This window comes from Dyadobacter sp. SG02 (genome assembly GCF_900109045.1).
Lineage (GTDB): Bacteria > Bacteroidota > Bacteroidia > Cytophagales > Spirosomataceae > Dyadobacter.
In genome coordinates this window covers 40,078-66,620 of record NZ_FNYL01000002.1, presented here as the reverse complement: position 1 = coordinate 66,620, position 26,543 = coordinate 40,078, and the positions used below count along the sequence as shown (strand labels likewise).

The 26,543-nt window shown below is 49.7% G+C and carries 20 protein-coding genes; 12 read left to right on the top strand and 8 right to left on the bottom strand.

The window, feature by feature from the left end; genetic code table 11:
- Positions 1-81 precede the first annotated feature (81 nt).
- From BMW93_RS04090 to BMW93_RS04060, 7 genes are read right to left on the bottom strand one after another with little or no spacing between them, the layout of a single operon-like run.
- Positions 82-387: a hypothetical protein gene (locus tag BMW93_RS04090; protein WP_090373945.1), complete on the bottom strand. Its 306-nt coding sequence runs from the start codon at positions 385-387 to the stop codon at positions 82-84.
- 1 nt (position 388) lies between these two features.
- Positions 389-2,074, bottom strand: coding sequence for a hypothetical protein (locus BMW93_RS04085; protein WP_090373944.1), 1,686 nt, complete (start codon positions 2,072-2,074; stop codon positions 389-391).
- A gap of 13 nt (positions 2,075-2,087) precedes the next feature.
- Positions 2,088-3,236, bottom strand: coding sequence for a hypothetical protein (locus BMW93_RS04080; RefSeq protein WP_143061583.1), 1,149 nt, complete (start codon positions 3,234-3,236; stop codon positions 2,088-2,090).
- Between the two features lie 7 nt (positions 3,237-3,243).
- Positions 3,244-6,849, bottom strand: a complete 3,606-nt coding sequence (locus BMW93_RS04075) for a hypothetical protein (RefSeq protein WP_090373942.1) — start codon at positions 6,847-6,849, stop codon at positions 3,244-3,246.
- A 4-nt stretch (positions 6,850-6,853) separates the two neighbouring features.
- Positions 6,854-8,356 (bottom strand): hypothetical protein, encoded by a 1,503-nt coding sequence (locus BMW93_RS04070; RefSeq protein WP_090373941.1) that lies wholly within the window; start codon positions 8,354-8,356, stop codon positions 6,854-6,856.
- A 10-nt stretch (positions 8,357-8,366) separates the two neighbouring features.
- Positions 8,367-8,735 carry a hypothetical protein gene (locus tag BMW93_RS04065; protein ID WP_090373940.1) on the bottom strand — a complete coding sequence of 123 codons (369 nt, stop codon included), beginning with the start codon at positions 8,733-8,735 and terminating at the stop codon, positions 8,367-8,369.
- A 4-nt stretch (positions 8,736-8,739) separates the two neighbouring features.
- Positions 8,740-10,014 (bottom strand): hypothetical protein, encoded by a 1,275-nt coding sequence (locus BMW93_RS04060; protein ID WP_090373939.1) that lies wholly within the window; start codon positions 10,012-10,014, stop codon positions 8,740-8,742.
- Between the two features lie 288 nt (positions 10,015-10,302).
- Here BMW93_RS04060 and BMW93_RS04055 point away from each other — a divergent pair, with 288 nt between their 5' ends.
- Together BMW93_RS04055 and BMW93_RS04050 are read left to right on the top strand one after the other, a co-directional pair.
- Positions 10,303-11,286, top strand: a complete 984-nt coding sequence (locus tag BMW93_RS04055) for a matrixin family metalloprotease (protein ID WP_090373938.1) — start codon at positions 10,303-10,305, stop codon at positions 11,284-11,286.
- Between the two features lie 6 nt (positions 11,287-11,292).
- Positions 11,293-13,965 carry a CHAT domain-containing protein gene (locus tag BMW93_RS04050; protein ID WP_090373937.1) on the top strand — a complete coding sequence of 891 codons (2,673 nt, stop codon included), beginning with the start codon at positions 11,293-11,295 and terminating at the stop codon, positions 13,963-13,965.
- A 57-nt stretch (positions 13,966-14,022) separates the two neighbouring features.
- Here BMW93_RS04050 and BMW93_RS35365 read toward each other — a convergent pair whose 3' ends face one another.
- Positions 14,023-14,178 carry a hypothetical protein gene (locus BMW93_RS35365; protein WP_177193991.1) on the bottom strand — a complete coding sequence of 52 codons (156 nt, stop codon included), beginning with the start codon at positions 14,176-14,178 and terminating at the stop codon, positions 14,023-14,025.
- Positions 14,179-14,352: 174 nt separating this feature from the next.
- Between BMW93_RS35365 and BMW93_RS04040 the strand changes: the two genes are divergently transcribed.
- The 10 genes from BMW93_RS04040 to BMW93_RS03995 all read left to right on the top strand — a co-directional run bounded on the left by BMW93_RS04040 (position 14,353) and on the right by BMW93_RS03995 (position 26,013).
- The gene (locus BMW93_RS04040) at positions 14,353-14,943 is read left to right on the top strand and encodes an RNA polymerase sigma factor (protein WP_090373935.1); all 591 of its coding nucleotides are present in this window, start codon (positions 14,353-14,355) and stop codon (positions 14,941-14,943) included.
- A 3-nt stretch (positions 14,944-14,946) separates the two neighbouring features.
- A complete protein-coding gene (locus tag BMW93_RS04035; RefSeq protein ID WP_090373934.1) occupies positions 14,947-15,627 on the top strand; it encodes a hypothetical protein in 681 nt (226 codons plus the stop codon).
- 16 nt (positions 15,628-15,643) lie between these two features.
- On the top strand, positions 15,644-16,825 hold the full coding sequence (locus BMW93_RS04030; protein ID WP_090373933.1) for a sigma-70 family RNA polymerase sigma factor: 1,182 nt from the start codon (positions 15,644-15,646) through the stop codon (positions 16,823-16,825).
- A gap of 1 nt (position 16,826) precedes the next feature.
- Positions 16,827-17,465: a hypothetical protein gene (locus BMW93_RS04025; protein ID WP_090373932.1), complete on the top strand. Its 639-nt coding sequence runs from the start codon at positions 16,827-16,829 to the stop codon at positions 17,463-17,465.
- A complete protein-coding gene (locus BMW93_RS04020; protein WP_090373931.1) occupies positions 17,462-18,862 on the top strand; it encodes a hypothetical protein in 1,401 nt (466 codons plus the stop codon). The genes BMW93_RS04025 and BMW93_RS04020 overlap by 4 nt, the downstream gene beginning before the upstream one ends.
- An 82-nt stretch (positions 18,863-18,944) precedes the next feature.
- Positions 18,945-20,015, top strand: a complete 1,071-nt coding sequence (locus BMW93_RS04015; protein ID WP_090373930.1) for a hypothetical protein — start codon at positions 18,945-18,947, stop codon at positions 20,013-20,015.
- Positions 20,016-20,123: 108 nt separating this feature from the next.
- Complete coding sequence (locus BMW93_RS04010; protein ID WP_090373929.1) at positions 20,124-20,660, top strand: hypothetical protein; 537 nt, start codon at positions 20,124-20,126, stop codon at positions 20,658-20,660.
- Positions 20,661-20,809: 149 nt separating this feature from the next.
- The gene (locus BMW93_RS04005; protein ID WP_090373928.1) at positions 20,810-21,481 is read left to right on the top strand and encodes a hypothetical protein; all 672 of its coding nucleotides are present in this window, start codon (positions 20,810-20,812) and stop codon (positions 21,479-21,481) included.
- Between the two features lie 149 nt (positions 21,482-21,630).
- Complete coding sequence (locus BMW93_RS04000) at positions 21,631-24,996, top strand: PKD domain-containing protein (protein WP_090373927.1); 3,366 nt, start codon at positions 21,631-21,633, stop codon at positions 24,994-24,996.
- 6 nt (positions 24,997-25,002) lie between these two features.
- A complete protein-coding gene (locus BMW93_RS03995; protein ID WP_090373926.1) occupies positions 25,003-26,013 on the top strand; it encodes a PorP/SprF family type IX secretion system membrane protein in 1,011 nt (336 codons plus the stop codon).
- Positions 26,014-26,543 lie beyond the last annotated feature (530 nt).

Genomic DNA, 26,543 nt, shown 5'->3' with positions numbered 1-26,543 from the left:
AAATGGTTGATTGATCACTTTACAATCATATATCCCACTCATTATGAAAAAGGTAACTAAAAAAACTCCTGAAATGTCTGGTCAGGAAAAGAGGTAGGATGTCAGCAGGATCAGGTTGATGACCACGACCATCAAGCCGATCGGCAGGACCATCATACGGTTTTCAAGATTGTATTTTTTGACCGACACAAAGGTGCCGCAGATCAATCCCATCAACACGCCTAGCACCGACCACATGGTGACGGGAGACATGGCCGACGAGGTGTATAGTATCCGGTCGAGCAGGAAGAAAATTCTCCCGGACATTTCACCTATGGGGCCGCTGATGAGAAAGAGAACGCCTACAATGGCGACGAACCCCCAGAAACCTATATTAACATTTTTCATACTAAATGCCCTCCGCTTTTCGAATCCATTTCAATGCGTAGAAATTGCCTGAAATGAAAAGTACCAGGATTAAAAAGAATGCAAAAGGGGACTGCCTCGTCAGATATGGCGAGTCCACCAGCCAATGAAAATCGCCCAGCAACAGACCTACCAAATAGCGAAACCCGCCATAAAAGCCTGCGAAAATAGCCGCGTACCTGGCGAGTTTGAGCGCGTACGCTTTGGTGGGGAAGACTATTTTGACATCCACCGGTATTTCCACCATCCCGTACACCGACGACGCCGATATCCGTAGTTGGTACATTTTGTCCTTGATCAATCGTAACGTATCCACGTTAAGTTCGAATACAACCTCCCGGCTCGACGGGGAAAAGCTATTGAGGATCAATGCATTTTTACTGATAAAAACACCCTCTTCTTCCGCATCGAGGGTTAGTTTGACCTTCATGTAGCCATGATTCTCCATCGTCACCCTCAATGGGACTATCTGGACATCTGTACTCTCAATCCCCGTGAGGTCGATAACCGGCGGATCAATGCGAAATCCCGGCGCAGGCATGGCAGGATCCATGACGAGCAGCATCGTCTGCGCAGAGGCCATGGCGGACTCATCCCCCTCGTGGAGCCCTGATTGCCGCGTGGCCTGGTCTAGAATTTCAAATTCGCTGACCAGCTTTCCCTGCCCGGTTGACCGGAGCCAGGCGTGCAGACATCCATTTTCAAGGTCATCGGCAATCAATTCCCAGATCGCCGGGTTATCGTGTGCCGCAACGACCAGCGCAGCAACATCGGCCATTTTGTGCCGCCCGAGGAAATAGGGATAATTTGGGTCCACGGAATAGACGAATTCCAGAAACCGGGTATTAAGTTTTTCTCCGTCGAGGCCTGCCGACAATTCTGGATGCGCTTCTTCCAGCCACACATTTAAATGATGGTTGCGATAAAGCTCGCGCAATGCATTAAATGACTCGAACCGGTCGCAAGCGGCGTTCAGAAGCGAGACGGCATTGTCGTACCCGGCCCCCTGGAACCGGAAAGGCAGCGCGGAGTTGAGCCGGTAGATTACACGCAGGTAACGCAGTTCCGGGTCCTTCTCATCTTCGATCAGCCGCTCGAACGTGTGTGCCCGGGAAGCACTTTTGGTCAGGATCGTCACAAGTCCCGACAAATACTGCCCTGTCCGAAAATAGTACTGGGCCAGCTCCTTTTTCCTGAAGGAAATTTCACCCAGCTTTTCCAGCGAACCTGCCATTTCGTCCAGCCATTCCACCGTTACGCGGTTCTCTGCCCAGGCTGCGTCGGTCATCCATCTGTTCCGGAACGAATCCTTGTCGGCGGTAACCTTCTCTCGCGGACTGAACCCATGCCGGGTCAGTTCGGCGATCATATAACCTACCGCGGCTTTTCGGTCCATTACGTCCCGCACCGAGGCCAAAATCGACTCAGCCTCTTCGTTTGTGATAATACCCTGATAAATGTATTGCTCCAACTGCTTGTCGATGCGCGCGAGTGGCTCCCAGTTAATCGACGCATGCAACTCATGAACCAGTCGGCTCATGGCACCGGTATCCATCCCGATGGATTTCGCTTCGGCCATGAGGTGCGGGTATTCCATCATCCTGAAATTACCATGATTCACCACCAGCAAGTGCAGCAAATGCTCTTTTAATCCTTCGAGAGAACTCATTTTTTGACAAGATTTAAGAAAACCTGATTTTAACCTGCTGTGTAATCTGCCATTTGTTGCCCGAAAGGCGCAGCTCACCAGGCTCCACGGTATGAATTGTGCTGTTCACTGAACGTAAATCTTCGTATTCGCACGTATTGCTCAGGAAGTATCGCGAGTTGGATAAGGCGTACCGTTGGGCTGCGGCATTCGTGGCAATCCGGAAGAACCCTTTTTGAGAAGAAGTCAATGATAACTCAAAAATGGTTTCGCCATCTTCTTCATCCAAGAGATCGGAAACGGAAAAACCGTCGCCCTGGTCGGCATAACGCGCAAATTTCTTCACCACCTGTGACTTTTGCTCTGTTGTCGGCGTCGAGCGGGCCGAATCGGATTTCGTTTCCGTAACCAGCCTGCTGTTTTTTTCCAACTCATTTTTAAAGGCGGCTTCCAGCAACGCATTGTCGTGGCGCAGCTCCCCCTGTACCCTGCGCATCTCGCCGAGCTCATTCCGCAGCGACTCGATGTCCACCGACGCTTGCTCTTGATTTCCCCTCCAATTCGTGACTGCCGCATGAGCCTTCGAAAGTCCATCCGCGATCTTTCGCATACGTAAAAAAAGCCAGAGCACAAGCAGCAGCAGTATGGATAATGCTGCCATGTAGACGAACGAATAGTCGGGGATGTCAGCCTCATTTTCGCCGCCCTTGGGACTGCCGGACGGTGGAGTTTTAGGTACCGGTTTAAGCTTTGCCAAACTCGCACTCGCGTCAGCTCCTATCTGATCCAACTCTTGCTCGTACCCCGCGTACGCAGGCCATTCCTTCCGCTTTTCTTTCTCAGCTCCGGTGGTTATGCCTGCAAAAACCACATTTCTAAAAGCAGTCAGACTGGAATCGATGCCGGCGGCGGTCGTGTCGATCGGTCTTTTCCGCCACCTTTTCATAAAGTTGTCTGCCCCTGGTATTCCGGAGGCGGTGCCAAACTCCAATAGTTCGTCGGCAGTGCCGCATTTTTCACAACGCTTTTCCTCATCCTTCCCCTGGGTCGCCAGGAATTCAAGCGATGCTTTCAGGATCTTTATGCGGGTTTGTTCGGCAACTTGCGCCCGGATCGGAGGATCGGCCGCTTGGGCTCCCCCAATTAAACACAGCAATAACAGTAAACTACAAAATGTCTTCATTTTCAGATCAGGATTTGGAATCGTTAATAGTTTTCGAAAGCCGGTAAAGCGCGTCTTTCAATGCGTAGAAAAACAGGGACTCTGGCAGCGTCGTCTCCTTGTCCTGCTTGTGCAAATCCTGCAATACCTTCTTGTAGCTATCGTAAATCAGACCTTCGCCATTGTAGATATCCCGGTTCCATGCCAGCGCAGCAAGCGCTTCTTTCAGTCCGTTGACTTTGAAATCACGCAGGAACCTGACGATCTCGTTATTCGCTAACGTCTTAGTCAGGAAACTGTTGAGGTTTTCGAGAACTGCGACATTGACCGCACTGTCTATTTTCACAGTTTCACCGATTAAAAACGGATTCTCCCTGCTCGCTAACCGGGCACCTAACTCGGAGTCGGTAGCGAAACCGGGATGAACGAAGTCGATGTTTTCGTTATAGCGGCCTTTCTCCTCATCACTGGAAAGTGCATACAAAATGGAACCGTTAGCCGTGATCTCTTTGGGATTGGCATTCAAATGAATACGGAAACTGCTTTGGAGGGTTTTACTCGTGTAGGCGCGGATCAGCGACTTCGTAAACGCTTCCAGCTCCGCCGGATCTCCTCCGCACAGCAGCCGGATATACTGGCTGCCTTTGCCGGTAAACGACAAATACCTAGGTAAGGGATAGTCCCTGATTTCGATTAGTTGCGCTAAATGATAGACTATTGCCGCATAATGCAGGTATAACACGATCAGCAGGTCGGGGTTGCCCATTACGATCGAATCGGCAAACCTGAAATTGTCATATTTAAAAAGCAGGCTTATAATATCATCCGCATTCAGGTTGGCATCATCGACCGCCTTCATGAAGTATTTTAGCTCCGTGGGGTTAATGTTGTTATTCTTTTGGTAAACCTGGTAATTTTTGATAAAACCGTTGTCTTTCAGCTTGCTCTTGTAGCCATTGCCCCAGATATCGCTTCCCGCAAACCTGAACGACGTAGTCATATACCTGTCTTCCCTGTTGCCCGCTGCCTCCATGAACATCATTACGTCGGTCGTACCACCGCCAATATCGACGTTCACGACGTTCGCAGTTTCCTGGATATCGGCGTCCGATTTGATCAGAAAGAAGTATGGAGCCACCGACTCAGGCACCGGATCGAACAATTGCGCACCCGATTCTCCGAACACCTCTTTGAATGCATCGCGAAGAATGGCTTTCAACGCAGCCTTATTACCACGTTCCATACTCAGTGGCACCGACCACACCACTTTCAAGTCTGCGGGCTTACCGAGATTGAGCAATGCTTTGGCCCTGATGTGCGTCAGCAGCTGGGTGAGGAACAGGCGGACCCGGCTTTTGTTTGAATCGTCGTTGTTGTTTTCCAGCAACCATTTCAAATTAGTGGTATAGTTGATGTTGGCCGCCGTTTTTCCATCCAGATTTTTCTCTTCCTGATCGATGTAATAGCCGATGTTGATATGGCTGAACAACGATACGCTGCTTTTTTCGACATTATTGAAATTCGCGATCTCGCACGTGGCGGTCTTGAACGGTGCCGAAATGGCGTTTTTCCCTTGCAGAATCACCGGGGGAACAAATTCGCGGCGGATAGTGAGATCGATCGCCGGGAACTGCCCATAGAATCCAAATTTCGTAACCGGATCCTGGTCTGCGCCGGGAGCATTCAGTAGCACCATTTGCTGATCTGCCTCTGTGATTGTGAATGGCTTGGGCAATGCTTCCCCGTTTTGCATGAAAGCCAGGTGCGTATTGGACGTCCCGAAGTCGATCGCGAAGGTAAAGGCGCGGGTGAGGTTTTCACTGCTGAAAACCCTGCCGGTGAAATCCGGGATAATCAGTCCGGTAGACTCAATGAAAGAGTTATCGGTATATGATATTTCCATGTAATCAAACAAACTCCTGATCCGGAAAAACAGGGAGGATGAGGTCGAATTACCCGAACCAATATCCGCAGCGGTAGATCTTTCCTGGACGGTGGCCGATAGCGCATGAGCGTCGGAGGCGAAATTCTGATAGGAGAAAAACCGCAATGCATCCAATTTCTGCTTCTCATTACGTTCGGCCAGCAGAACGGTGTAATCGTTGAGCCCGGTCAGTTTGGGATCACTGCCGGTGACCTGGTAGAACGGATAGATTCCCAATCCCGCGCGACATTCCACGATCGTTTTGGCCGCTTTGCTGTATTTTTTGGAGAAAACGATATCCCTTACTGCCCGTCGGTTTTGAATCGGCACCCGCAGGTCCACCGACACGACACCATCCTGCATGGTGATGGACAGCTGCGTTTTCAGTTCTTCCAGCTTGAAAAAATTGAAATATTCCTTTTTTACTGGCAGCAGGTATTTGAAATCGCCATTAAAACCGGTAAAAAACTTGCCCGCATTGATATTGAACGGCATCTCGATCAGGTAATCTTCCAGGAAATCACTGACCGTCACAAATGGATATTTGATTTCGCTGCCTGTATTCCCCAGGGGCAGTTTTCGTTCGTAAAGCGGTACGCCACGGTGAAGGAAATCCGGGATTTTCGTCGACGAGTTCCAGGGAACGCCGGCTTCGATATAGTCACCGGGGATATTCATTCCCTCCACCAGAACCAGGGGCGCCTCTACCGTCACCGGCTCATTCTGATGATTAACCTGTTTCTGATAGGTGGTATTGGTGGTACTGATCAGAAAATCACTGACCCGTCTGATCTTGATCTTCTCTTTTTCCTCTTTTTGTTGGAAAAAGAATACCTCATTGACCATTAGGAATTTTCCGTCGAGATTGGTTTTCAGCCAGTCGTATTCCCCATCGATGGGCATCCTGGCAGCATCCTGATAATCGAGAAATTTGTACTGGTAACCGGATTCTTTCTTTTCGATCTCGCGGATCGTCTTGTTAACATATTTACTGAACGAAGATGCCTTTGTGAAACCATACCGGTACTGCGTGGCCAGCTTGCATACATAATCCACGAATTCCGGATCGCGGCGGTGAAGCGGACGGTACTCGTCCGAAAAGAACGGAACGCCGTCCGAAGTGCCCGGATGTGGCGAAATGAGGCGATCTTTCAGGAATCTCGACCAGTTCGGTGAGGTAAAAAATAATGTGAACGGGGAAGTACCTCCCAGCAGTTTGTTTTCGTAAAAGATTAGGAATATACTGTCGGTATCCGAAAAACGATCAGTCTCCTTATCCCCAAATATCTGTTCAAGCGACCGCGCCAGCAGGTTATGCGGGTGAGCCTCCCCTTTCGCTTTGAGCTTTTCAATGTTTTCGCCCGCCTTCCATTCCTTAAACCAAAGCTTTTTACCAAAGCCTATGTCCGTGTTTTTTGAATTGAACAGCAACTGGAAGACGTCCAGGCAATCGGACACAAGTTGGTGGTAAATGCTCGTCCCTTCCAGGTTTCCGCGGTCGGAAGCGATGATGTTGAAAGCCGTATCGAACAGTTCCAGCCTCGCGAATGGCGAAGGGATGGAAGTTCCGGCTTTGGATGAACTTCTGGAAACCGCAATATCTTCCGGATCGAACCCGGTGGGATCTATCCCCGAACTCGGGCTCCAGCATTTGATTTCATTCGGATTGAATCCTTTGTATTTGCGAAAAATGTAGGGTAAAGTTGTCATTGCGTCAGATCATTGTCGGTAAGGAATCCAGTTTGCTAAAACATTTGGCGGAAATTGTGTGCAGCAGTCTGAAAAACCGCTCCTCGGGCTCGGGATATGTCTTTTTCAACTCGTCTTCGGCTTTGCCAAGCTCTTTTCGGAGAAACGAATCGGAAATACCGCCGTCGGTAATCATGCCCATGATACGGGAAACAGGAACGGCCTTCTCCCGCACCAGGCCATTAAGGTCCTGTTTGAGATTAAAAGGCTGAAAGCTCCGCTCGTTGGTGGACATTTCTTCCAGCCATTCACAATAATGATTCTTGAAAAAATCGGAAAGGGTTTGGTAAAACAGATCGTTAGTCCATTTGCTTTCCAGATCCAGCTCTTTATAAAATGCCTCGTTCCTATGTTTCGGGATCACGTCCAAATGCATTTTCATGGCATAGGTAAGGAGCGTGAGCGGGTACATGACGTTTCGTGCCGTCGCATCGTAGAAATGACGGATGTCTATCACCTGATCCTCTTTTTTGATACCGAAATCCAGATACTCGGTTTGGCCCTTTGGTTTGAAAGCGCCGTCGGGTTTGTTGATGAAATCAATCACTGCGGTGGCGCCTATCAATTCGAGCAAGTGCGCGCTGTTGCGTTGCTCCATCCCACCTTCTTTGTTCTCATACTGCCGTAAAGGCTGATCCCAGAGCTGATAAAAGCAGTTAATGCGCCCCTTGAGATATTTGTGATAATAGGCCAGTGCCGCCTCAGTTTTGGAATTGAAACGATCGGAGTTGATCGCGCTGGCACTGTTGTCCGTCACATTGAAATACGGCATGACGGTCAGCGCGCCGAAGATATTGGGACGAAGTTTTTCCTCGTGCTGCAACAATCTTACCAACTGCGGGAAGCCCGAAGAACCGGTCCCACCAAAAATAGAGCTGATAATGAAGATCCGGTCATGCTCGCCGATGCTTTTCAATACAAATTTAAACTCGTCGGTGTTAGCCAGATTATTGAACACCACGGAGCCTATATTCGGGTTGCCCTTGAAACCCTGATCGAGCCTCAAATGCAATTCACTTTCATGAAAGTCCGCATGGTCCGGCGGGGTATTGTCGTACAGGGCTTCCAGCAAATCCATGTTGATATCCCCAACTAGCTCGTCATTCGGGTCGAGGTACTGGATAAAAGACTTTTCCAGGTTTTCAAATTGCAGCTGAAACGAATCGTCGAGCTTCTCCGAAGAGTTCTGGGCAGTTTTAATAGAGCTTAGCGTATTCAGGTTAGCGTTGAAAAACCCGTCCCGAATCTCCTCACTGGGCCCGTAGCCGCGCTCGCGGATGTACTTATACTTTCCAAGGGCCTGCAATGTTCTGGCCGTATCGGCATTTTTGGCATCCACGTCGATGATGATCGGAACGATCTTGCCTGTATCTTTTACCTTCGTTCCGGCCGCGAGCATCATTGTGAGCGCGCGAACGATCCGGGCACCGGTCCCACCGATCCCGAAAATATAGCTATTTCTGGTCATAAATCGAAGATTAAAATGGCGTCCGCTTCGCGTAAATGGAGAGTTTCTTGAACGCCAGGGAAAACAACAGATAATAGATTGCCGCGTAAAGCAGATTGACTAACGCGAACCTGTATACGAACGGCTCCATATCCTCGGTAACCGCTTCTGCATGGTACCTCGAAAAAAGAAACGCGATCAACAGCAGTAATACGAGGGTAGCACTCCAATGGGAGGTTTTGTCCCATATCGGTCGCATCCGGCCCAACACTACATAAAAAAGAAAGGCGAACAATCCTGCGGCGATGAGCGTGAAAACGCCGACAAAAGGATAGATTTCTTCTGCATATGCGGGGTTCGGATGCGCACCGCAAAGCACTTCATACAACATCTGAAACATAGGACTATTTTTTAACGGGTATAGAAAGGGAAATAAAATTTTCGTTCGGACTTTGGTACGCTTCCCGTACACCGTCGACGAGGTGTTCGAATGCGAATGTTTTACCGGATATTGAAGAGGCATCCAGATCGTCCATAATGGAGAATGCCCGGTAGCGTTCGTTGTATCGCAGCGGCATTGCCAGCCGGATCAGGCCTGAATCTTCATAAAAGTCCGTAACCTCGACGAGGATGACATGACTGCTGCCATCCAAAATTCTCTTTTCCGCGGATTTAAGTTTCTGCTTTTCCACTTCCCGCGCGATAAGTACCTTCCTGATTTTGAATGTGATATTTTTGGAAACCGGGAAAATATTTGAACTTAAATACTTTGGATCCCTCAGCTCGCCAGGCAATGACCCGAGATCTACCCCGATGGCAAAGGCCGCGGGCTTCTTAACGCTGGTTTCCAATTCTTTAATGCCGCCATTATCCGGACGCCAGTCACCCTGTTTTTGATAGGCGAAAAACAGTTGGTGTTGAGAAACCGGCTGATCAAATATTCCGAAATCCAATCGCAGGAACGGGCTGAAATTTCGCAAGCCTTCGAGCTCCCGGTTGAACATAGCAACCTGCTCTTTTCTACCGATCACCCATAAATAATATGGTCTTTTTTGATTGACCAATTTGATTTTGCCATTGCGGTAATTATAGTAATTTCCATTAAAATCGGAATTAAAACCATACAAAGAAGCACAGAATCCCTTCTTTTTCAACCCTCTGAATGTTGATTTCATCAATGCTCTCAATTCGCCCGCGGCCCGTTGCCTGTTGATTTCCGGGTTGCGCCTGACAATGGAATCCGGATAGGACAATATGCAGTCCGAGACAAAAATCGACAGGTCGTCCGGGCGGGTTTTGCCTGCGATCAGCTGAAAAATACGGTGCATATCGGAACTCTTGCTGGAAGCGATCTTTACAGTGGCCATCTGTCGGATAAAGTCCCGGGTTTCGCCCGTAAAGGGAATCGCCTTACCGGCAATGTAGTAAATCTGCATCGGCTGCGCCGGTGTGAGCCTGCTTCCTTCGATGTCCACCATCATATTGGCAATGTCCCTCACAAATTCGGTTCCACCCTTGAAATAACCTTCCATACTGGCAGAAGTCTCCATAAAGAAATGGATTTGATCTACCTTTTGCGGGGCGGCACGATCCTTTTTATGTGCCGCTTTCTTTTTGGTTTCATCGGTACATCCCAAAACAATAACGAAAAGTACCAGGAGCTGCAAATGCTTTATCATAATAGAGGCTGGTAATAAAGACCTGTTTTTACTTTAATTCCAACCATTCGAAAAAGGTAACAGAATCGAAAAGATAAATTCCGGAGCAGCGCTTACCTGAAAGCGGCCTATTAATTCCAGTCAAACAGAAAAGGTAACAGACAAATTTTCACAGGTTTCTGAAAAGCCTTTCTTAGGCTTCCGAAATAAGTTTTTTGTCGGCGTAGAAATAATTTAATATTTCATTCACCCGAATCAAATAGTTTTATTTCAGATATTTAGCATTCACAAACCCGTTCCTCATCAATAATGAAAAGATTTTTACAACTTGCAGGCATACTCCTGCTTGTCTGGGCTTGCCAGACAGTTCCCGACCCAGCGGAAAAATCCTACTACATCAGCGCCTCGCAATACGATAATGCAAAACATAATGAAGCGTGCTCATTTCGGTATAAAATCGATAATTCATACCGCAATCTCACCAGCCAATTGCAACAGCAAGCCGTCAGGGCTGCGTTCGATCTTTGGCAGAATGCGAATCCCAATATTTTATTCCTTCAAAAACAGGACGGGCTGGTAACAGAAATCAATATAGGTTTTGGAAAACTCACCGAAGAAGACCGGAAAGATCACAAAGCGACCATAGGTCTTTTGCGAGGTAATTTGGAAAGCCTATCCAAAGTTCTCCTGAAAAAAAATAATACGACGATTTTGCTGGACGAAGATTTTGCCTGGGACACGCACTCCATTACACGGGTGGTGGCCTATCATATCGGCAAATTCCTCGGACTTTCAAATTCAACCGAGACCTCTTCATTGCTTTATCCGCTATACATTGACCAGTCACTCCGCCTTACCGTCAACGATTCAACGGAACTAAACAGGCTATATAATGTGCCTTGTGAAGGAGAATGCCGGGACTTCCTCCCGCAGACTTTGAAACTGCATGGAATGGCCGCCAGGAGCATTCGGATAGATCAGCCTGGAAAAATCACTATTACGGGCTCGGGCAGTTTATACACCGGCCCTTTCTTGAAATGGAGCACGTCGGATGGCCTCGCAAAAGGACTTTTCAATTTTTCTATCGATGCTTACAACCTTGTCCCGGATTACAATCATGCCGCATTAATTTACAAACTGAACAACGAACCAAATTGGCGCCTCTGCAAAAGCAAATGCGAATTTGAAACAGACGGGGTCAGTCAATGCCTTGACCTTACCCTGGCGATAAATGACAACGACACACTCAATAACGAAGGTACATACAATGTAATAGTAGACTATAAAAAGTAGCGCAAGATGAGGCTCAGTTTTGTCTGGATCGCCCTTTTTTTCACCGGGATCCCACACACCGGTCGCGCACAAGCGCCCTCCTATCTGCTGCATTGGCGCGAAGCGGAACGGCTTGCCGGTAACGGCAAATATCCTGAAAGCCTGGTGTTATACGAAAAAGCGTTGGATCAGGTCCGGAAATCGGATCCTGTGTGGGCGGCCAACTTGTGTAACGATATCAGCAGCGTACATTATGGTCTTCACGAGTATGAGATCAGCTTGCGGTATTGCCGCGAAGGAATCGCTTATCTCAAAGCCAGCCGGACACCGCCCGACTCGATCTACTTCAAAATCTATTCGAGCCTAGGCACCATGCACAACAGCCTTAACCATCCCGACTCCTCGTCATATTACTTTATGGCGGCGGATCGCGTAATCGAAAAGGAGCCCGCACTGGAATCACAGATTCCCTCGTACATTCTGCATCACTACTTGCACCAGGGAAGGTCGTTCTGGGCGCTGCACCGCTATCATCATAGCATTTCCTACTTCCTGAAAGCGCAGAAACTGTCTGAAAAATTTCACCTGGACTCCGAGCGGGACTACATTCAAAGTAGTCTGGCGGAGACCTACGACCTGCTGGGCCAGCACGAAAAAGCATTGATATTCAGACTGACGGCCGCCAGTCATTCCACAACGGACTTAGTCCGTAAGCAGGGCCTATTTTCTGGTGTTGCATTTACCTACCAACGGCTTGGCATGCTCGACAGCGCCCTGCATTGGCAAAACCGTTCGGAGGAACTGCTCCTCCGGCAAAGCGGGAAAACAAACCGCAACAAGCAGCACCACATTGAGTTATTGCTTCTGAAAAGCATCATCCAGCGTCAAAAAAAGCAGCTCGGGCCTGCCAGGAAATTACTGGTGACCGTAGATCGTCTACTCAAAGCCTACACCGAGGAAGACCAGCACTATTACGCCACCTTCCTGCTCATCGAAAAAGGCTTGATCGCACGCACTACTTTTCGCTACGAAGAGGCCGGACGACTATTTTCACAGGCGTTCTCGAAAGCTACTATGCCGGGCGGGCAGGAAAGCAACCCCGATAGCAGGCCGCCGAACCCACAGGTTGCATTGCTGGCTCTTCAACTCAGCGCTTCTACTCTGTTCCAGCAATACCGGGAGTCTGGAAAGCTCGGCTACCTCACCGCCAGTTTCGACACTTTCGGCAAACTCGTCCGATTGAAAAAATCCATGTACTTCGATGCGGCGGAGGATGTCAGTGATCGTCTGGTCCTCTCCTACGAAAGCTATGACCTTTTCCGCGAAGCTATTCCGGCGGGGTACGCCTATTACCAATCCCGGCCGTCAGCGGAAATCCTGCAAGAGCTTTTTGAATGGTTTGAAGACGCCAATGCCGTATATCTTTATGACGTACTCCGCAAAAAAATGACGGGCCAGGTGCAAAATGCCCACCTCTCGGAAGTCAAATACCAGAGCAGCGCCAAGCTGACATTTCAGACCGTTCAGAAGCAGCTAGGCAACAAATCCGCGTTCCTTTCTTACAAATGGTTTGGAAATCAAATGTATGCGATCGTGGTAACACGCGATACCACGCAGCTCGTCAGTTGGCAGGTAAACGCGTCGCAACTAAAACTATACCTCTCTGATTTACAGGCACAATTCAGCAATAATCCGGGATTTGGCAAATATCTGGGCTCGTCATCAGCCATCGGCTGTTACCGCACACTGATCGAACCGCTGAGGCAATGGACGGCAGGTAAGAACCAGCTGGTCATCGCGCGCGACTGGCAGTTCAATTTCCTCCCGTTCGAACTGCTCGAAACGGGGAAGACCGTGAACGACTACCTGGCCAAAACCCTGGCTATTTCCTACACTTACTCGGCTTCGTTCTTTTGGCAGCATCCGTTTCACATCTTTGCAGATCCCGCCCCGGAGCGCAGCAAGCGGAACCTGGTCATAGCCCCTTTTGTGAAAGAACAACCACTTGCGGACACTACCTGGAAACACGTGTCGAGCCTTACGGATATTCTGCAAATTCGGGGAAGAAGGCTTTGGGGAAGCCAAGCAACCAAATCCAGACTCATGCAATCCGGGTTTCCCTACCACATCATCCACTTTGCCACACATGCCCAGTCATCCGACGATAACCCGGGGGATTCTTTTATCCAATTCTTCCCCGGAATCGATGACAGGCTCTACCTGGACGATTTGTATAAACTACCGTTACGGTTTGCCAGGCTCGTTGTGTTAAGCGCCTGTTCGGCAGGCAAAGGGAAAAACCTGCGTGGGGAAGGTAACATTTCGATAGCACACGCCATTGCCCAGGCAGGATGTCCTTCGGTGATCACCACTACCTGGGAAGCTAACGACCAGGTGATCAGTTTCATGACAAATCAGCTGCACCAGTATCTTGACAAGGGATTTTCCATCGATATGGCGTTGAAGAAAGCAAGGCTCGACTTTTTCAATAATGAGGAATTACGAAAGTTCAGCCATCCCTATTATTGGGCCAATCTTACGCTGATTGGGAATAATCAGCCGGTTTTCCCTGTGCCGACCATGCCCGGCAGTACGCCGTTGGTTGCCGTGATCTTCATTTTGGTGGGATTGGCGGTGGCGGTGAAGATTTATTTCAAAAGGAAGGGAACGCCGGATGAAGAACCAACCATGGTATCATAAAAAAGGCCGCACCCACTGTGCGACCTACGATACGCGATTCCTGGCAGCTTGCGGCGACTACTTGCAGTTTGGCAGGCCATTGCAATTTGATTTCGGCGGTTGCTCATCACCCCCTCCTTCGACATGCATGACCGGTGCTTCCGGAGCGATTTCTTTTTCTGAGCAACTGAAAGTAACCATTGCCAACATAACCAGTGCGAATACCTTTTTCATGTGAAATGTGATTTGAGCTGCTGCCAATCTCGACAGGTGCTAATCGAGGGCTGCGGCCGATCACAATCCCTCCCAGGCGAGAGGAAAAATTTCTAAACCCGCGAAAAAAATCCGGAGGCCCGTTACGTTTCGGAAAACGGCAGGTATAAACGGACAAATAAGCCCAACTCGTGTATGAAGCATTCTTATACTGACCGTGAAATCATTGAAGCATTACTCGCCCGCAGGGAGCGCGAAGTGAATGAAGCAACCGAAGCGCTTTATAATCAACATCACAAGATGATCACTCAGCTGATATGCACCAGTGGCGGTAACCGGTACGATGCCGACGATGTGTTCCAGGATTTGCTGGTGGCATTCCTGCATAATGTGTGGTCGGGGCAATTCAGGTTGAAGGAGAATGCGAAGCTGAGCACTTACCTTTACGAAATCGCTAAAAACCTGTGGTACAAGAAAATCCGTAGCCGCAGCGCCTCCACGAGCCGGGAACTAGCCTACATGAAGGATTACGAGGCACAGACACCGGACGCACCGGACGCAATGCAGCAGTTGATTGCGGCCGACGAGGATGCGTGGAGTCTGAAAATTTTCAGACGGCTCGGCATAGAAGCGCAACAGCTTCTGAAAGCATTTTACTTCGAAAAGCTGAGTTTGAAAGACATTGCTGTAAAGCTGGGCTACCCGAGCGACAATGCTGTAAAAATGCAGAAACACCGGACTTTGAGAGATTTGAGTAACGAAATCAGAAAATGTAAAGGACTATAAGCCATGAAAAGACCAACCGACCGGGAAGAAGAGCAAGCGTGGATTGAGCGGTATGCGCTGGGCAAAATGCCGCCCGAAGAAATGCGCTTTTTTGAAAATGAATTAGTAAACGATCCTGATCTGACACACAAAATGAACGAAATAAAAACATTGCATCGAGTAATGCAGGAGGCCTTTCTTCAGGAACAGGCCCTGGAAACACTCAGGAAGTTGCAGTCGCGCAGCCGCATAAAGCGACGGTCTGTTACCATGGTGCGTTACATTGGCTTCGCCGCTGCCGCCTGTGTGGCCTTTATGGCCTATCTCAGTTTCAGCATGCCGCGTTTCCCGGATTCCGAGAATGATTTTACCGTGGTGAGAAGTACCAACAAGACAACGATGCCGCCTGCGCAAAGACAGGTTTTCGATCAGTTCTTCGAAGGACAGGCGCACATTGTGGAGGGACAGTATGTAATGGCTGTCAAAAACTTCGAGACGGTCCTCGAATCCAACGACCTGCGCCCCTATTTCAAAGAAGCTGCGCAATGGCACCTGATCGTGGCCTATCTGAAAAGCGGGGATTTGTCCAGGGCGGAAATATTATACAAGCGTTTCGATAATTGCCTGGAATGCGAATACCATGTAAGCACCCTCAACAGATGGAAAATATGGTGGCAAATCAACGTTCAGAAACTCACGTCATAACTCCCCTATCAGTAACATGCGCCAAATTTTCAGCGATTTTTCTCCCAGCCTGGAACAACTTTTCGCGGGAGCTGCCGCACAAACCCCGGCAGATTTATTCCAGTTCACATCGGGAATTTTCGAGCACAAGATTATGCAGGAAATTCGAAAGCTGCATTTCGTCCAACGGGATGACGAACACGCACTCCTGACTGAGACAATCGTAGAACTTTCGTCGATGCTTGGCACTTTCCGCCCTCGTTGGGGAAAAATCAAAAAAGTGCACATTGCCGACCAATTGGCCGGGCTGGTGAAAGCCACCAAATGGAAGCTCGAAATGCGGGGCTATCGCTACTCAGTAGAAACGACCACCCGATTTGCCGGACAAGGTATACTGCTCCTTCCTGCGCTGGGCGAATTATTGGAGCAAATAAAAAATGAAAACACGAAACTGGTCAACCATCTGCTCGTGAAACAGGTACTGCAATGGCCTGTCGACTATCCCGAAATCACCGAACGTGCCTTACGCTCCGTGATAACCCACATCCGGCGCCCGGAACGCTCGCCTCAAACGATATTCTCCTGGAACGATCGGTACCAGCTGTCACTGCAACGTCGCTTGATGGAACCTCATTTATTTGAGCAAACAGAGATATTTGGCTGTCTGGTCAAAAGTTACGTGAAGGAAAGGACTATCCGGAAAATCAACGGCAAGCTCCGAAAGTTCGTTGAGTCCCAGCTAAGCCATGACGAAAAGGATCAGCAGGCAAAGGACATCATCCAGAACGCATTTCTGTATTTCCTGGAAAAGCGCCAGGATTATATCGACAAGGTTTTTTATGTAGACAAGAAACTCCATTCCTATATTTTCGAAATCATCAAAAACAGGAAAGAAATCCGCAAAGTCCGAAAGGAAGAGGCCCAGAAAGAAATTGACTATCCGTTTGATGCGTGCGTCGACAGCCCGATCATGTCGGAAGAGCAGCAGGTTGTTATTAAAAAGCTGCTGGAATGCATTGAAACGCTGGACGAAGAATGTAAAGAGTTGATCAGGAAACGATATTTTGGGGATTATGCGGCTCCGCTTTCTTACAATGATGTTGCACAACGGATGAATAAGAATTCCAAGACCATCGAAAAACGTGGCAGGAAATGCGAAGAGGAACTGAGAGACTGCGTAATGACTAAAACAAAACGGCTGGGCCTGCGCCCCTACTGATATGGAAGAATCCCTGAAAACAAGGCTTATACTGGCCGCCAGGACAGGTCGGTTGACAGAAGAGGAATATGAGTTATACCTGCAACTGCTGGAAGAAGACCCCGACTTTCGGGAACAGGCAGAGTGGCAGGACTTTTTGGAAGAAAGCCTTCCAATAGCCCGGGACGCGGCGCTTTACGCAGCCGCAAAAAACTATTCGTATACGGAGCGGAAGCCGTTTTATAGCAAGCACCGGTATGCGATTGCCGCCGGAATTGCAGTGCTGCTTGTCGCGGGCCTGGGGCTCTATTTCGGGTTGAGCCCGGCAACGCCGGAAATGGTTGCAGCGCGCAAGATTGATCTTTACAGCGGTGACAACAAACCCGAGGGCCAGCTAGGTTATGCCGAAGGAGATATGCCCGCAGACGAAGTTTCCCTGAAATGGTGGAAATCACCTGACCAGGAAAGCCGGATCAGCTACCTGCTTTGTGCTGACACACTCAATGTCTACTTCCGCGAACCGGCCGACACGGTTACTTTCAACGCAACCTATAAGCTGACTTATTTTACGAAAACACAGGAATATCAACTAGAATCGAAGGATAAAAAGAAAATACCATTGGAAAACTGCTCCGCCGAACCGAAACCACTCCTTCCATGAAACTAAAATCTCTCCTCCTCTATGCATTGATTTTTACCAATTACCCGCTTTATGCTCAAAATAAGGAAAGGCTTCCCTGCAATTGCGACGCGCTCCTCGAACCCCAAAAACGGTACTTTGAAAATGAAGCACAAGCCGATTCACTCATGCGTGCGTACGTGAAACAGCTGTGGGCATTTTCCAGGATCAAAAAGATAGACGATCCATTCATTATCAGAGAAGCATTTTGTGAATCCCCGCTTTCTGAAATCTGCCCGGATGTACTGCCCGATGGCAGCAAACGGTCAATACGCCTGATTTTATACAACGACCGTTTTCTGAAAGGGCTCAATACAAAAAAACAAGGGGTGACGCTGGTCGACAAACACGTGCTGCTTCATGAAATAGGCCATCACGTACTTGGGCATCATAAAAATGCCAGGAGTATCGAAGCATTACAGATCCCGTATCGGCGGGCCAAGCCCGACCCGAAACTATGGCGCAAATATGGTGTGAACAATCCAATGGCCCAGGAATTCGAGGCCGATATTTATGCGGTATGGGCGTTGTCTAAGCTCGAACCGTCATTTCGATTGGATGACTTCATAGCCCAGCTAAATAAGGCGATGATTAACAATCTGGACGCCTTCGCCAAACACAGCGACCATCCGCTGTTCAAAGACCGGATCGAAACCATGAGAAAATACCAAGCGCAACTGGCCGGATCGGCCGGGAAGAAGGTTCCCCAACGCTACTTCGCAGACATTGCAAGCACCGCTTACCTCGCATTATGGCCCGAATCGTATATATATGACCTTTCGCTGAATGCAGGCGTTTCACTCGCCGGCAAAACGAGCTTTTCGACGGGTGGTGAAGAGGTGGAGGGGTTTCTTTATCCGGTTAGCGAATTTAAAAACTATCACATAGGATTTTCCATCGACCGCTTTCGCTGGGACAAACCGCTGCAAACCGGGCTGGATGTACAGTGGTCGAGCCACCAATATGGTACGAAGGCGGCGACGGCCGACGGCTTTCGGCTCGTTGAGCAGCTTCGGGTAAACTATATAACATTTTGCCCGAAAATCACCTGGAACAGCATTGGTGGCAGCAAGCAACAATCTCTTCATTCTCTACGCGTGGGTTTTCTGGCTGGCGTAGGGCTTAATGCGCGTATTCCGCTGGGAGATGTACGATATGTGAACCACATTTCAGGCGTAGCTACGCCCAAACTGCTTTTCTCGGCAGGCCCCAAGGTTACCGTCGGAGCTGCCGTCACCAGAAAATCCTTCGTCGGACGTGGTGTAAAAATACTTTTCAGCTACGATCCGCAATGGATACGACTGCAAACCGACTCCGATATACGCGCATTTTCCCATAACCTTGAATGTACGTTGCAGTACACATTGAAGCGATGGTAATTTTTTAAAATTCTGCCGGCATTTTGTTACCTGCCGCCGTTCGGGAGGAATAAATAGACAAAACAATTTATTCCTCCTGCTCATGTTCAAGACTATTACGATCTCCGTTACATTGTTCCTGACAGCGTTCGTTTGCTTCGCTCAGGAAACCATCACAAATCCCAGTGTCATTTCGATGACCAAGGCCAAGATTTCAAAGGATGTAATTCTGGACAAAATCAAATTCGGCCCCACCAAATTCAATATGTCCACGCCGGGCCTTATCGAATTGAAAAAGGAAGGCGTCCACGAGTCGGTAGTCGACGCGATGATGCTGGCTTCTTCCCCGATGCCTATGATACGAAACCAGGATGTGATCGATATGCACATCGGCGGCGTCTCGCGGACGATTATCACTAAAAAAATCCAGTATTCTGACACCGACTTCAGCCTGACGACGGAGGCATTGATCAACCTCAAAGCCGCCAAAGTCCCCGACGCACTGGTAAAAGTAATGATGGTTCCCAAGCGTGCGCAGCAGCAAAGCACCAATCCGAACCTCATTGCCGGAACATTGCCGCCCCATCCCGAGAACTTTCCCGTACCTGCGCGCGGCAAGTTTTCTGAACCGGGAATTTATTATGAAGAATTCAAAAAAGGAGCGCCTCAATACGAACAATTGGAGCCGACTACGACGAACCAGACCCGTAAAGGAACTGTGGGGGAAGCATTCCTGAACCAGGCGACTTCCGGCGTATCGGGTACCACCCAGCGCGTAGGTTTGGCCAATCCAAGCGCCAATTTCGTCATCGAAGACAACAAGCCCGTATTTTATATGGTATTTAGCGGCGCTAACCGGAAAAATATGAACGAAGTCGCTGAATCCATTTTCGAAGGCGTGGCAAGCCCTAACGACTTCACGCTGCTGCGCGTCAAGCCGAGCAACCGCGGCCGGGAGTTCGTGGTCGGGAGGGAATCCGCCTACACCAGCGAGACGGGATTCGGAGAAGGTGCCATTCCTTTCCGGTTTAAAAAAATCAGCAATACATTGTACAAAATTTACTTCGACCAGGAGATATCGGCTGCCGAATACGCCTTCTTTTATAACAAGGGAAGCGAGTTCACGTCCTCCATCAAACTCTATGATTTCTCGCTGCACAACAATGTGAAATAGCGCGCTATACACGCCTAGTTCAGTTTTTCAGCATATGCCCTCCGGCAGGAACAACTCCTGCCAGCGGAATTCCTCTGTCTTTTTTTAAACAATTATCTCATCTACCTTATGAAAAAAATCATTATTGTACCTGTCCTTCTTTTTGCATTCTGCCTCCATGCAGTAACGGCCAACGCCCAGGCATTTCAGAAAGGCACCAAGCTGATCGACGCCGGCTTCGAAATCCAGGAATCTTTCGACGAAAGCGTGATCCCAGTATTCGCCAACTTCGAAGCAGCCGTAAGCGACGACATCGGCGTGGGTGCCAAAGTGCGTTACTGGACAAAATACGACGTCAACAGCATGGTCGTACAAGCTACCGGCAACTACCATTTTGGCAGGATCATGAAGCTCAATACTGACAAGCTCGATATTTTTGCCGGGTTAGGGCTGGGTATCAACAGGTTGTGGGTTAGCGACTTTTCCGAATATTCGGAAAGCGTATTCGTGATCAGCCCGGGCATCGGCGCGCGGTATTTCTTCACGGAGCGTTTCGGGGTTACCGGTAAACTCGGGCTCGACACTTACCGCTACGACTACTACGACGACTATGCTTCCCGGTTCACAGACGCGAGTTTTACGCTGGGTGTCTCATTCAAATTCTAATGCCCGCAGCAGGTACCCGCGCATTTCCTCTTTTATCGTAATAGATTTCAGCACATCCGGAAAGCACCTGCTTTCCGGCATGTCTTATTCCCAATTACGTATACCAAAAAGCGTTCACAGCTCATTCCAACATCTTAAACGACTACATTATGAAACTTAAATGCACATTAGCGCTCGCCGCTATACTCTCGTTTGCCATCGGATTCACCGGATGCAAAAAGGATGGCGATGTGGTGCGGATACAGAAAGTGGTCCCACAGAAAATAATTGACGATCTTAAATCCAGGGGTATGATCATCAACGAGGGAACAAAACCACCTACTCTCGACGACGCGTATTTCATGTCTCCCTACGAGTTGCTCTCCCCATTTGGCCCCGACGACGACTTTGAGGTGGGTGACGAGGCCAGCGACTATTACTATAAGTTTTATGGACAAAATGAGAAAAATGAAGTCCTGTACGACTATATGAGCGCGCAAGGCGGAGATCACGGAGAGGCGCAAGGTGCTTTTATCGCGGGAGACGGGAAAAAATTCACTATTTTCTCCGAGGAAACCAGTGTAAGCTCTGGTATTCCCAATAAAAGCGTAACCATTATTTCAGGCGAGCTAACGTCCAAGGGCATCCGGAATTTCCAGTATGCATTTGTCATCAAAGAAAAAGACGGGGACGACGACGATGAAGTGCTGGTGGCCGTCAACAAAGGCCGGGTCTGGATTGATGGCGACTATATTTCAGAAACCACCAACTACCTGCGTACCGCGGGTTCCGGCGTGCAAAAAAGAGCTTCTTTCGAAAGATCAGTCCGGTCCCGGAAATGACCATGTAAAGCTTTTGTCAACAGCGCAGAAAGAAATAAGTCATCGACAGTAAAAAGTTGGTGACTTATTTCTTTCTGCATGCTAACTTTAACGTTCGGATTTATGATCCCTACCCTCTGTCCTCTCTGTGTTATCAAACTGAAATTGCATTGAAATACCGTCTACTCGTTTTCCTCTTTCTGTGCCTGTCACTCTCTGCGCATGCGCAAATACCCGTCGATTTCCAGTTTTGTACCGGTACCGGCGAGCTCTGTGTGACACCCAGCGATTCGACTTACGAACTTTGTCTTAACCTGAAACCTGGTTTTTGTGACTCTAAAGAATACGAAATCAGATGGGGCGACGGCAAAACGGAGCGCGTCACGCTCACCGCCGAAAAGAAAGCCACGCACATTTACGACCTCAGGCAGTTTGCCAAGAATTGCAGTGATGCCGAAATCGAATACAACTTCAATATTCGCGCAGTGAGCTGCGGGAATGACAATAAGGGGTATTTACTGATTTTCAAGAAAAGGCCGGAAGCCCGGCCGGTGATCGACGCAGCTTGCGCCGGCGCTACCGTGACGATCAGGAACCAGAGCTGCCCCACGTACAATGTCGACTTTCTCTGGGAATTCAGCGACGGCAGGACCAGCACCGACACCTACCCTTCACTTTCTTTTACAGACCCTGCGAAAACATACAAAGTGAAACTGACAGCCACCTCCAAAGTTTGCGGTTCCAGCACCGCAGAAACGGAGTTCAGGCTCGCCAAACCGCCTGTTGCGGATTTTAAAGTGTCGGGCGTGTCGGTCATTGAAAAAGACACGGTGGTATGCTTGTCCGGCGGCGGTGTCATCGACCTCGACGGCAGCATTTCGCAGGACGAGTCCGGCTACGACTGGTACATCGAAGGCGGAAAATTCACTTATCAGGGCAATACCAAACCCAGTGGCTCGGCCGTAAAGATCAAACTGGAAGAGGCAAAGGAGTACACTGTCACGTTGACGGTAAACAACAGCTGCGGCAGCAGAAAGATTACCAGGAAATACAAGGTAATCAGCACTATGGCTCCTTCCATTACGCCGCAGCCGGACGTCTGCGAAGAAATCACATATAAGGTGGGCAATCCCATTCCTGGCGCGGTTTATACGATCAACGGGACCGCATTCTCTCCCTCACAGGAGATTCCCGTGAAATTTGCATCCGCGCCTTACATTGTCGTCGCCAAAGTCCAGAACGCCTGTGGTACGCAAATAGCAAGCGATACTTTCAGCGTTGCACCGGCGCAACCGGTAAAAATCGTATCTATTCCCAAAGACACACTGGTTTGTACAAGCTCCGGGCGCATTTTGCTCACCGCCACCCTGCCGGGTGGGGAGTGGAGCGGAGGTTCCATTGAAACCGCTAACGGGCAGAGCTACTTCATGCCCAAAACGCCCGGCAATTTCACCGTCACTTACACACGCGGTACGGGCAAATGCGTGATGACCACGTCTGTGAAGGTGTTTGTTGAAGGCATTGAGGCGACGGCAGATAACAAATCCATTTGCGAAGGTACGGCCTGGATCAAGCTTTCCGGCACGCCGGTGGGCGGTCAATGGACAATGCCTTCCTGCCCGGGCTGTATTAAAGGAGATACCTTGTTTACCGCAGGGTTATCCGGGGACGAATTCGACATCCGGTATAGCGTTGCGAGCAAGACCGGCTGCAAGGCGGAAGCGCAAGCGAAGGTGTCTGTCGGTAGCCCCAAAGCGGACTTTTCCATTCAGGACGGTTGCACAGGACAGGCGTCTAAGCCGGTCAACACCTCGTTGCGGGCAGAAGCTTATGTATGGATGGTCAACAACAGGGTCATCGCCAGCGAGGCTATTCCGGAGCTACAACTCCCTGTCGGCAAGCAGACGATCACACTGATCGCGCGTGCCGGTTCTTGCGCCGACACAATCTCGCGGGAAGTGACCATTACCAGCCCGCCCGCTAAAATCAGCTTTACGCCGAGCGCAACAGCCGGGTGTGCCCCGCTGAATGTGTCGTTCAATATCAATGGTAAGGCAGAGCCCGGCATTGAATATGTTTGGAAAGTAAATGGCCGGACTGTTTTCACCGGGTTCCAGCTGCCCTCCAGAATATTTGAAAATACAAGCAGAAAAGACTCCGTCTACCAGATCAGCGTAGCATCCGACAATGCCTGCGGAGGGCAATCCGAAACAAAAGAAATAACGGTACGGCCCGGCACGCGGGCGGAGATCGGCGTCGACTCGACCATGCTCCGGTGCACCCCTGCTTCGCTACTGTTTTCCAACCGGTCTACGGGTCACGACAAAAAAACCTCTGTATGGTCATTTGGCGACGGTACCACGCTGCCATCCGCCGACGCAACCGTTTCCCATTTATTTTCAACCAAAGACAGCGCTACTACGTACACTGTCAGGCTAAAAGTTGCCGGCGAATGCGGACCGGACGATGATTCGGTAGCGATCCGTGTGTATCCCTCCACGGTAAAAGCTTTATATACGATTTCCAAGTCGGAGGTATGCCCTGGCGAAATCGTGCAGTTCAAAGATGCTTCGGTCCCAAAACCTGTTCGCTGGCTATGGCGCTTCGGCGACGGCACCATCGCCACCATTGCTAATCCCACACACACGTTTTCCAAAAGCAAGAGCGAGTACAAAGTAACGCTCATCGCATATACGGACTGCGGTTCCGACTCTACTCAATTAACGATCAGAACGACCGAAGCGCCTGCCGGGACTTTTGAAAGCCCCGCGCTGGCCTGCGACAATTCCGCAGTGAAATTTGCCAACCAGTCGCCCCCCGAGTATGGATTTGTATGGGATTTCGGCGACGGCAGTCCGCTCGATTCGCTTAGCCATTCACCCGAGCACCGCTATCCCGGTGCGGGGACCTACCAAGTAACTTTGAGCGTCTTCCGCAATACCCAGGCGTGTAAAGTGGTAGCCAAAAAAGCTGCAGTTACTGTCGTATCGCCCGCCAGGGCAGATTTCGGTTTCTCCGGTGACTCGTTGTTCTGCGCCCCCGGTCCGGTCGTCATGGTCAACCGTTCCGAGCAGGCCGACCGCTATTTGTGGTATTTCAGCGACGGGCGTACCGCCGAGTCACGGGAGCCGGCCCTCCCTTTTGAGCCAGGCATATACGATGTTAAACTGGTTACGGTAAAAGGCGGGGTTTGCATGGACTCAACCGAACGTGCTGCGGCATTTGTCGTGCAGAAGTGCCAGGTAGACATCCCACAGGCATTTACCCCCAACGGCGACGGCATCGGTGACCGCTATACGCTGTTTGGCGCCGGTATTAGTGAGATCAGTCTTTTGCGGATCCGAAACCGATGGGGAGAAATTGTTTTTGAAATGAAAAACGCCCAACCGGGAAGCCAGAAACCCGGCGAATCGTGGGACGGCACTTTCGGCGGTAAGGAAATGCCCGCCGATATGTACGTGTACGAAACCGAAGTGCGCTACATTGATCAAAAGAAATCCGAAAAACTACGGGGTAACCTTTACCTGACTCGCTAACACTTTATGAAGAAAATTCTACTTTTTTCCGGTGTGATATGCTGCATGCTGGGTTCTGTTCAGGCGCAGTCGCCGCAATTTTCCCAGTTTTACGCAAACCCCATTTACTCCAATCCAGCACTTGCCGGAGATGCCGGAACGCCTCGCCTGATCGCCAATTACCGTAATCAATGGGCCACCGTGGGTACCGCATTCCAGACTGCCGCGTTCTCGTTCGATACCTATGCCGAAGATCACCAAATCGGCCTGGGTGTCCAGGCGCTTCACGACCAGCGCGGGAGCGTACTGAAAAGCGATCAGGTTTCGGCCCAGTTTTCAAAAATGGTGTACCTGGACGGGCAACAAGAACTCCGGCTCATCGGCGGCGGCCAGGCCGCGTTTGCGATGAACCGATGGAACGGCGCCGACCTCACCTTCGTCTCCGATTTCCTGGGAAGCCCCGATCCGCTTTCTGGAAGCGCCATCCAGCAAAATCGGCTCACCTTATCGGTCGGTGGCATTCTTGAATACCTGCCCCGGCACGAAGACTACGCATCTTACTGGATCAGCGGCTCTTGGCACAATATTGGCGTCAACAGCCCCGTTAGCATCGACCACCAGCGGATCAATGTTCAGCTCGGCTCCAAAATACCAATTGGCATTCCGGCCCTGTTTGGCAACAACCTGGGTAGTGACCTTAGCCGCGAAAGCGCGCTGAACCTGGGAATGCAGGTGAGAAAACAGGGAAGCTCTCGGCAATTGGAAGTCGGCTTCAACCTGATATTCTCCCCTTTGGTAATAGGTGCATGGTACCGCGGGCTGGTCTGGGGAAGCTCCCGTCGCGACGCAGTGATCGGTACCGCCGGATGGGCTTATGGCAATATCCTTTTTCAGGCCAGCTACGACCTGCCCGTATCATCACTCGGCCCGGACACCGGTTCATTTGAAATATCGGTTTGGTACGGCGTGGACGCACTGTTCCGTTTCGCCGGCAGAAGAACGACCGATCGCAGGGCGCGTAAATGCCTGCGGTATTGAGAAAATCCGTTATCTTCTCCCAATGTCCAGACTGCATTGAAAACCCATTTAAGGTAACTAAAAGCAGATTAACTCTCGCGGCGGGCGTGCGGACTACCTACAAGCCTGCCGGATTCAAATATCCTACCTTTAATCAATTCTTCTTAATGCCCGTCAACTGGACCTTTCCCCTCAGGCGATAGCCTTAACTCGTAATCAGGCCTAACCATATATACTTAAAATTGCCCGACACTGTGTCCTGTTGATCGATGGCTCTACGCATGAATGAACTCTCCCACCGTTCTCAGATATATAGCTCAATAGTTTGGCAATGTTGACTAGGTTCCCAACTTTTTGGAATTTAATGCGGAGACGATGATCTATTATGCGTCGCATCAGACCTTGAAGCACTCTACTTTCAACCGTCTCGTTCGCCGGGGGGAGGTCAATAATAGTTGAAATCTGCAAGCTGTCTCAAGAGTTGACCCTCTGTTTGCATAAAATAATGCCTCATTTTAATTTCCATGAATAATAATTTTCTGTTTCGGCAT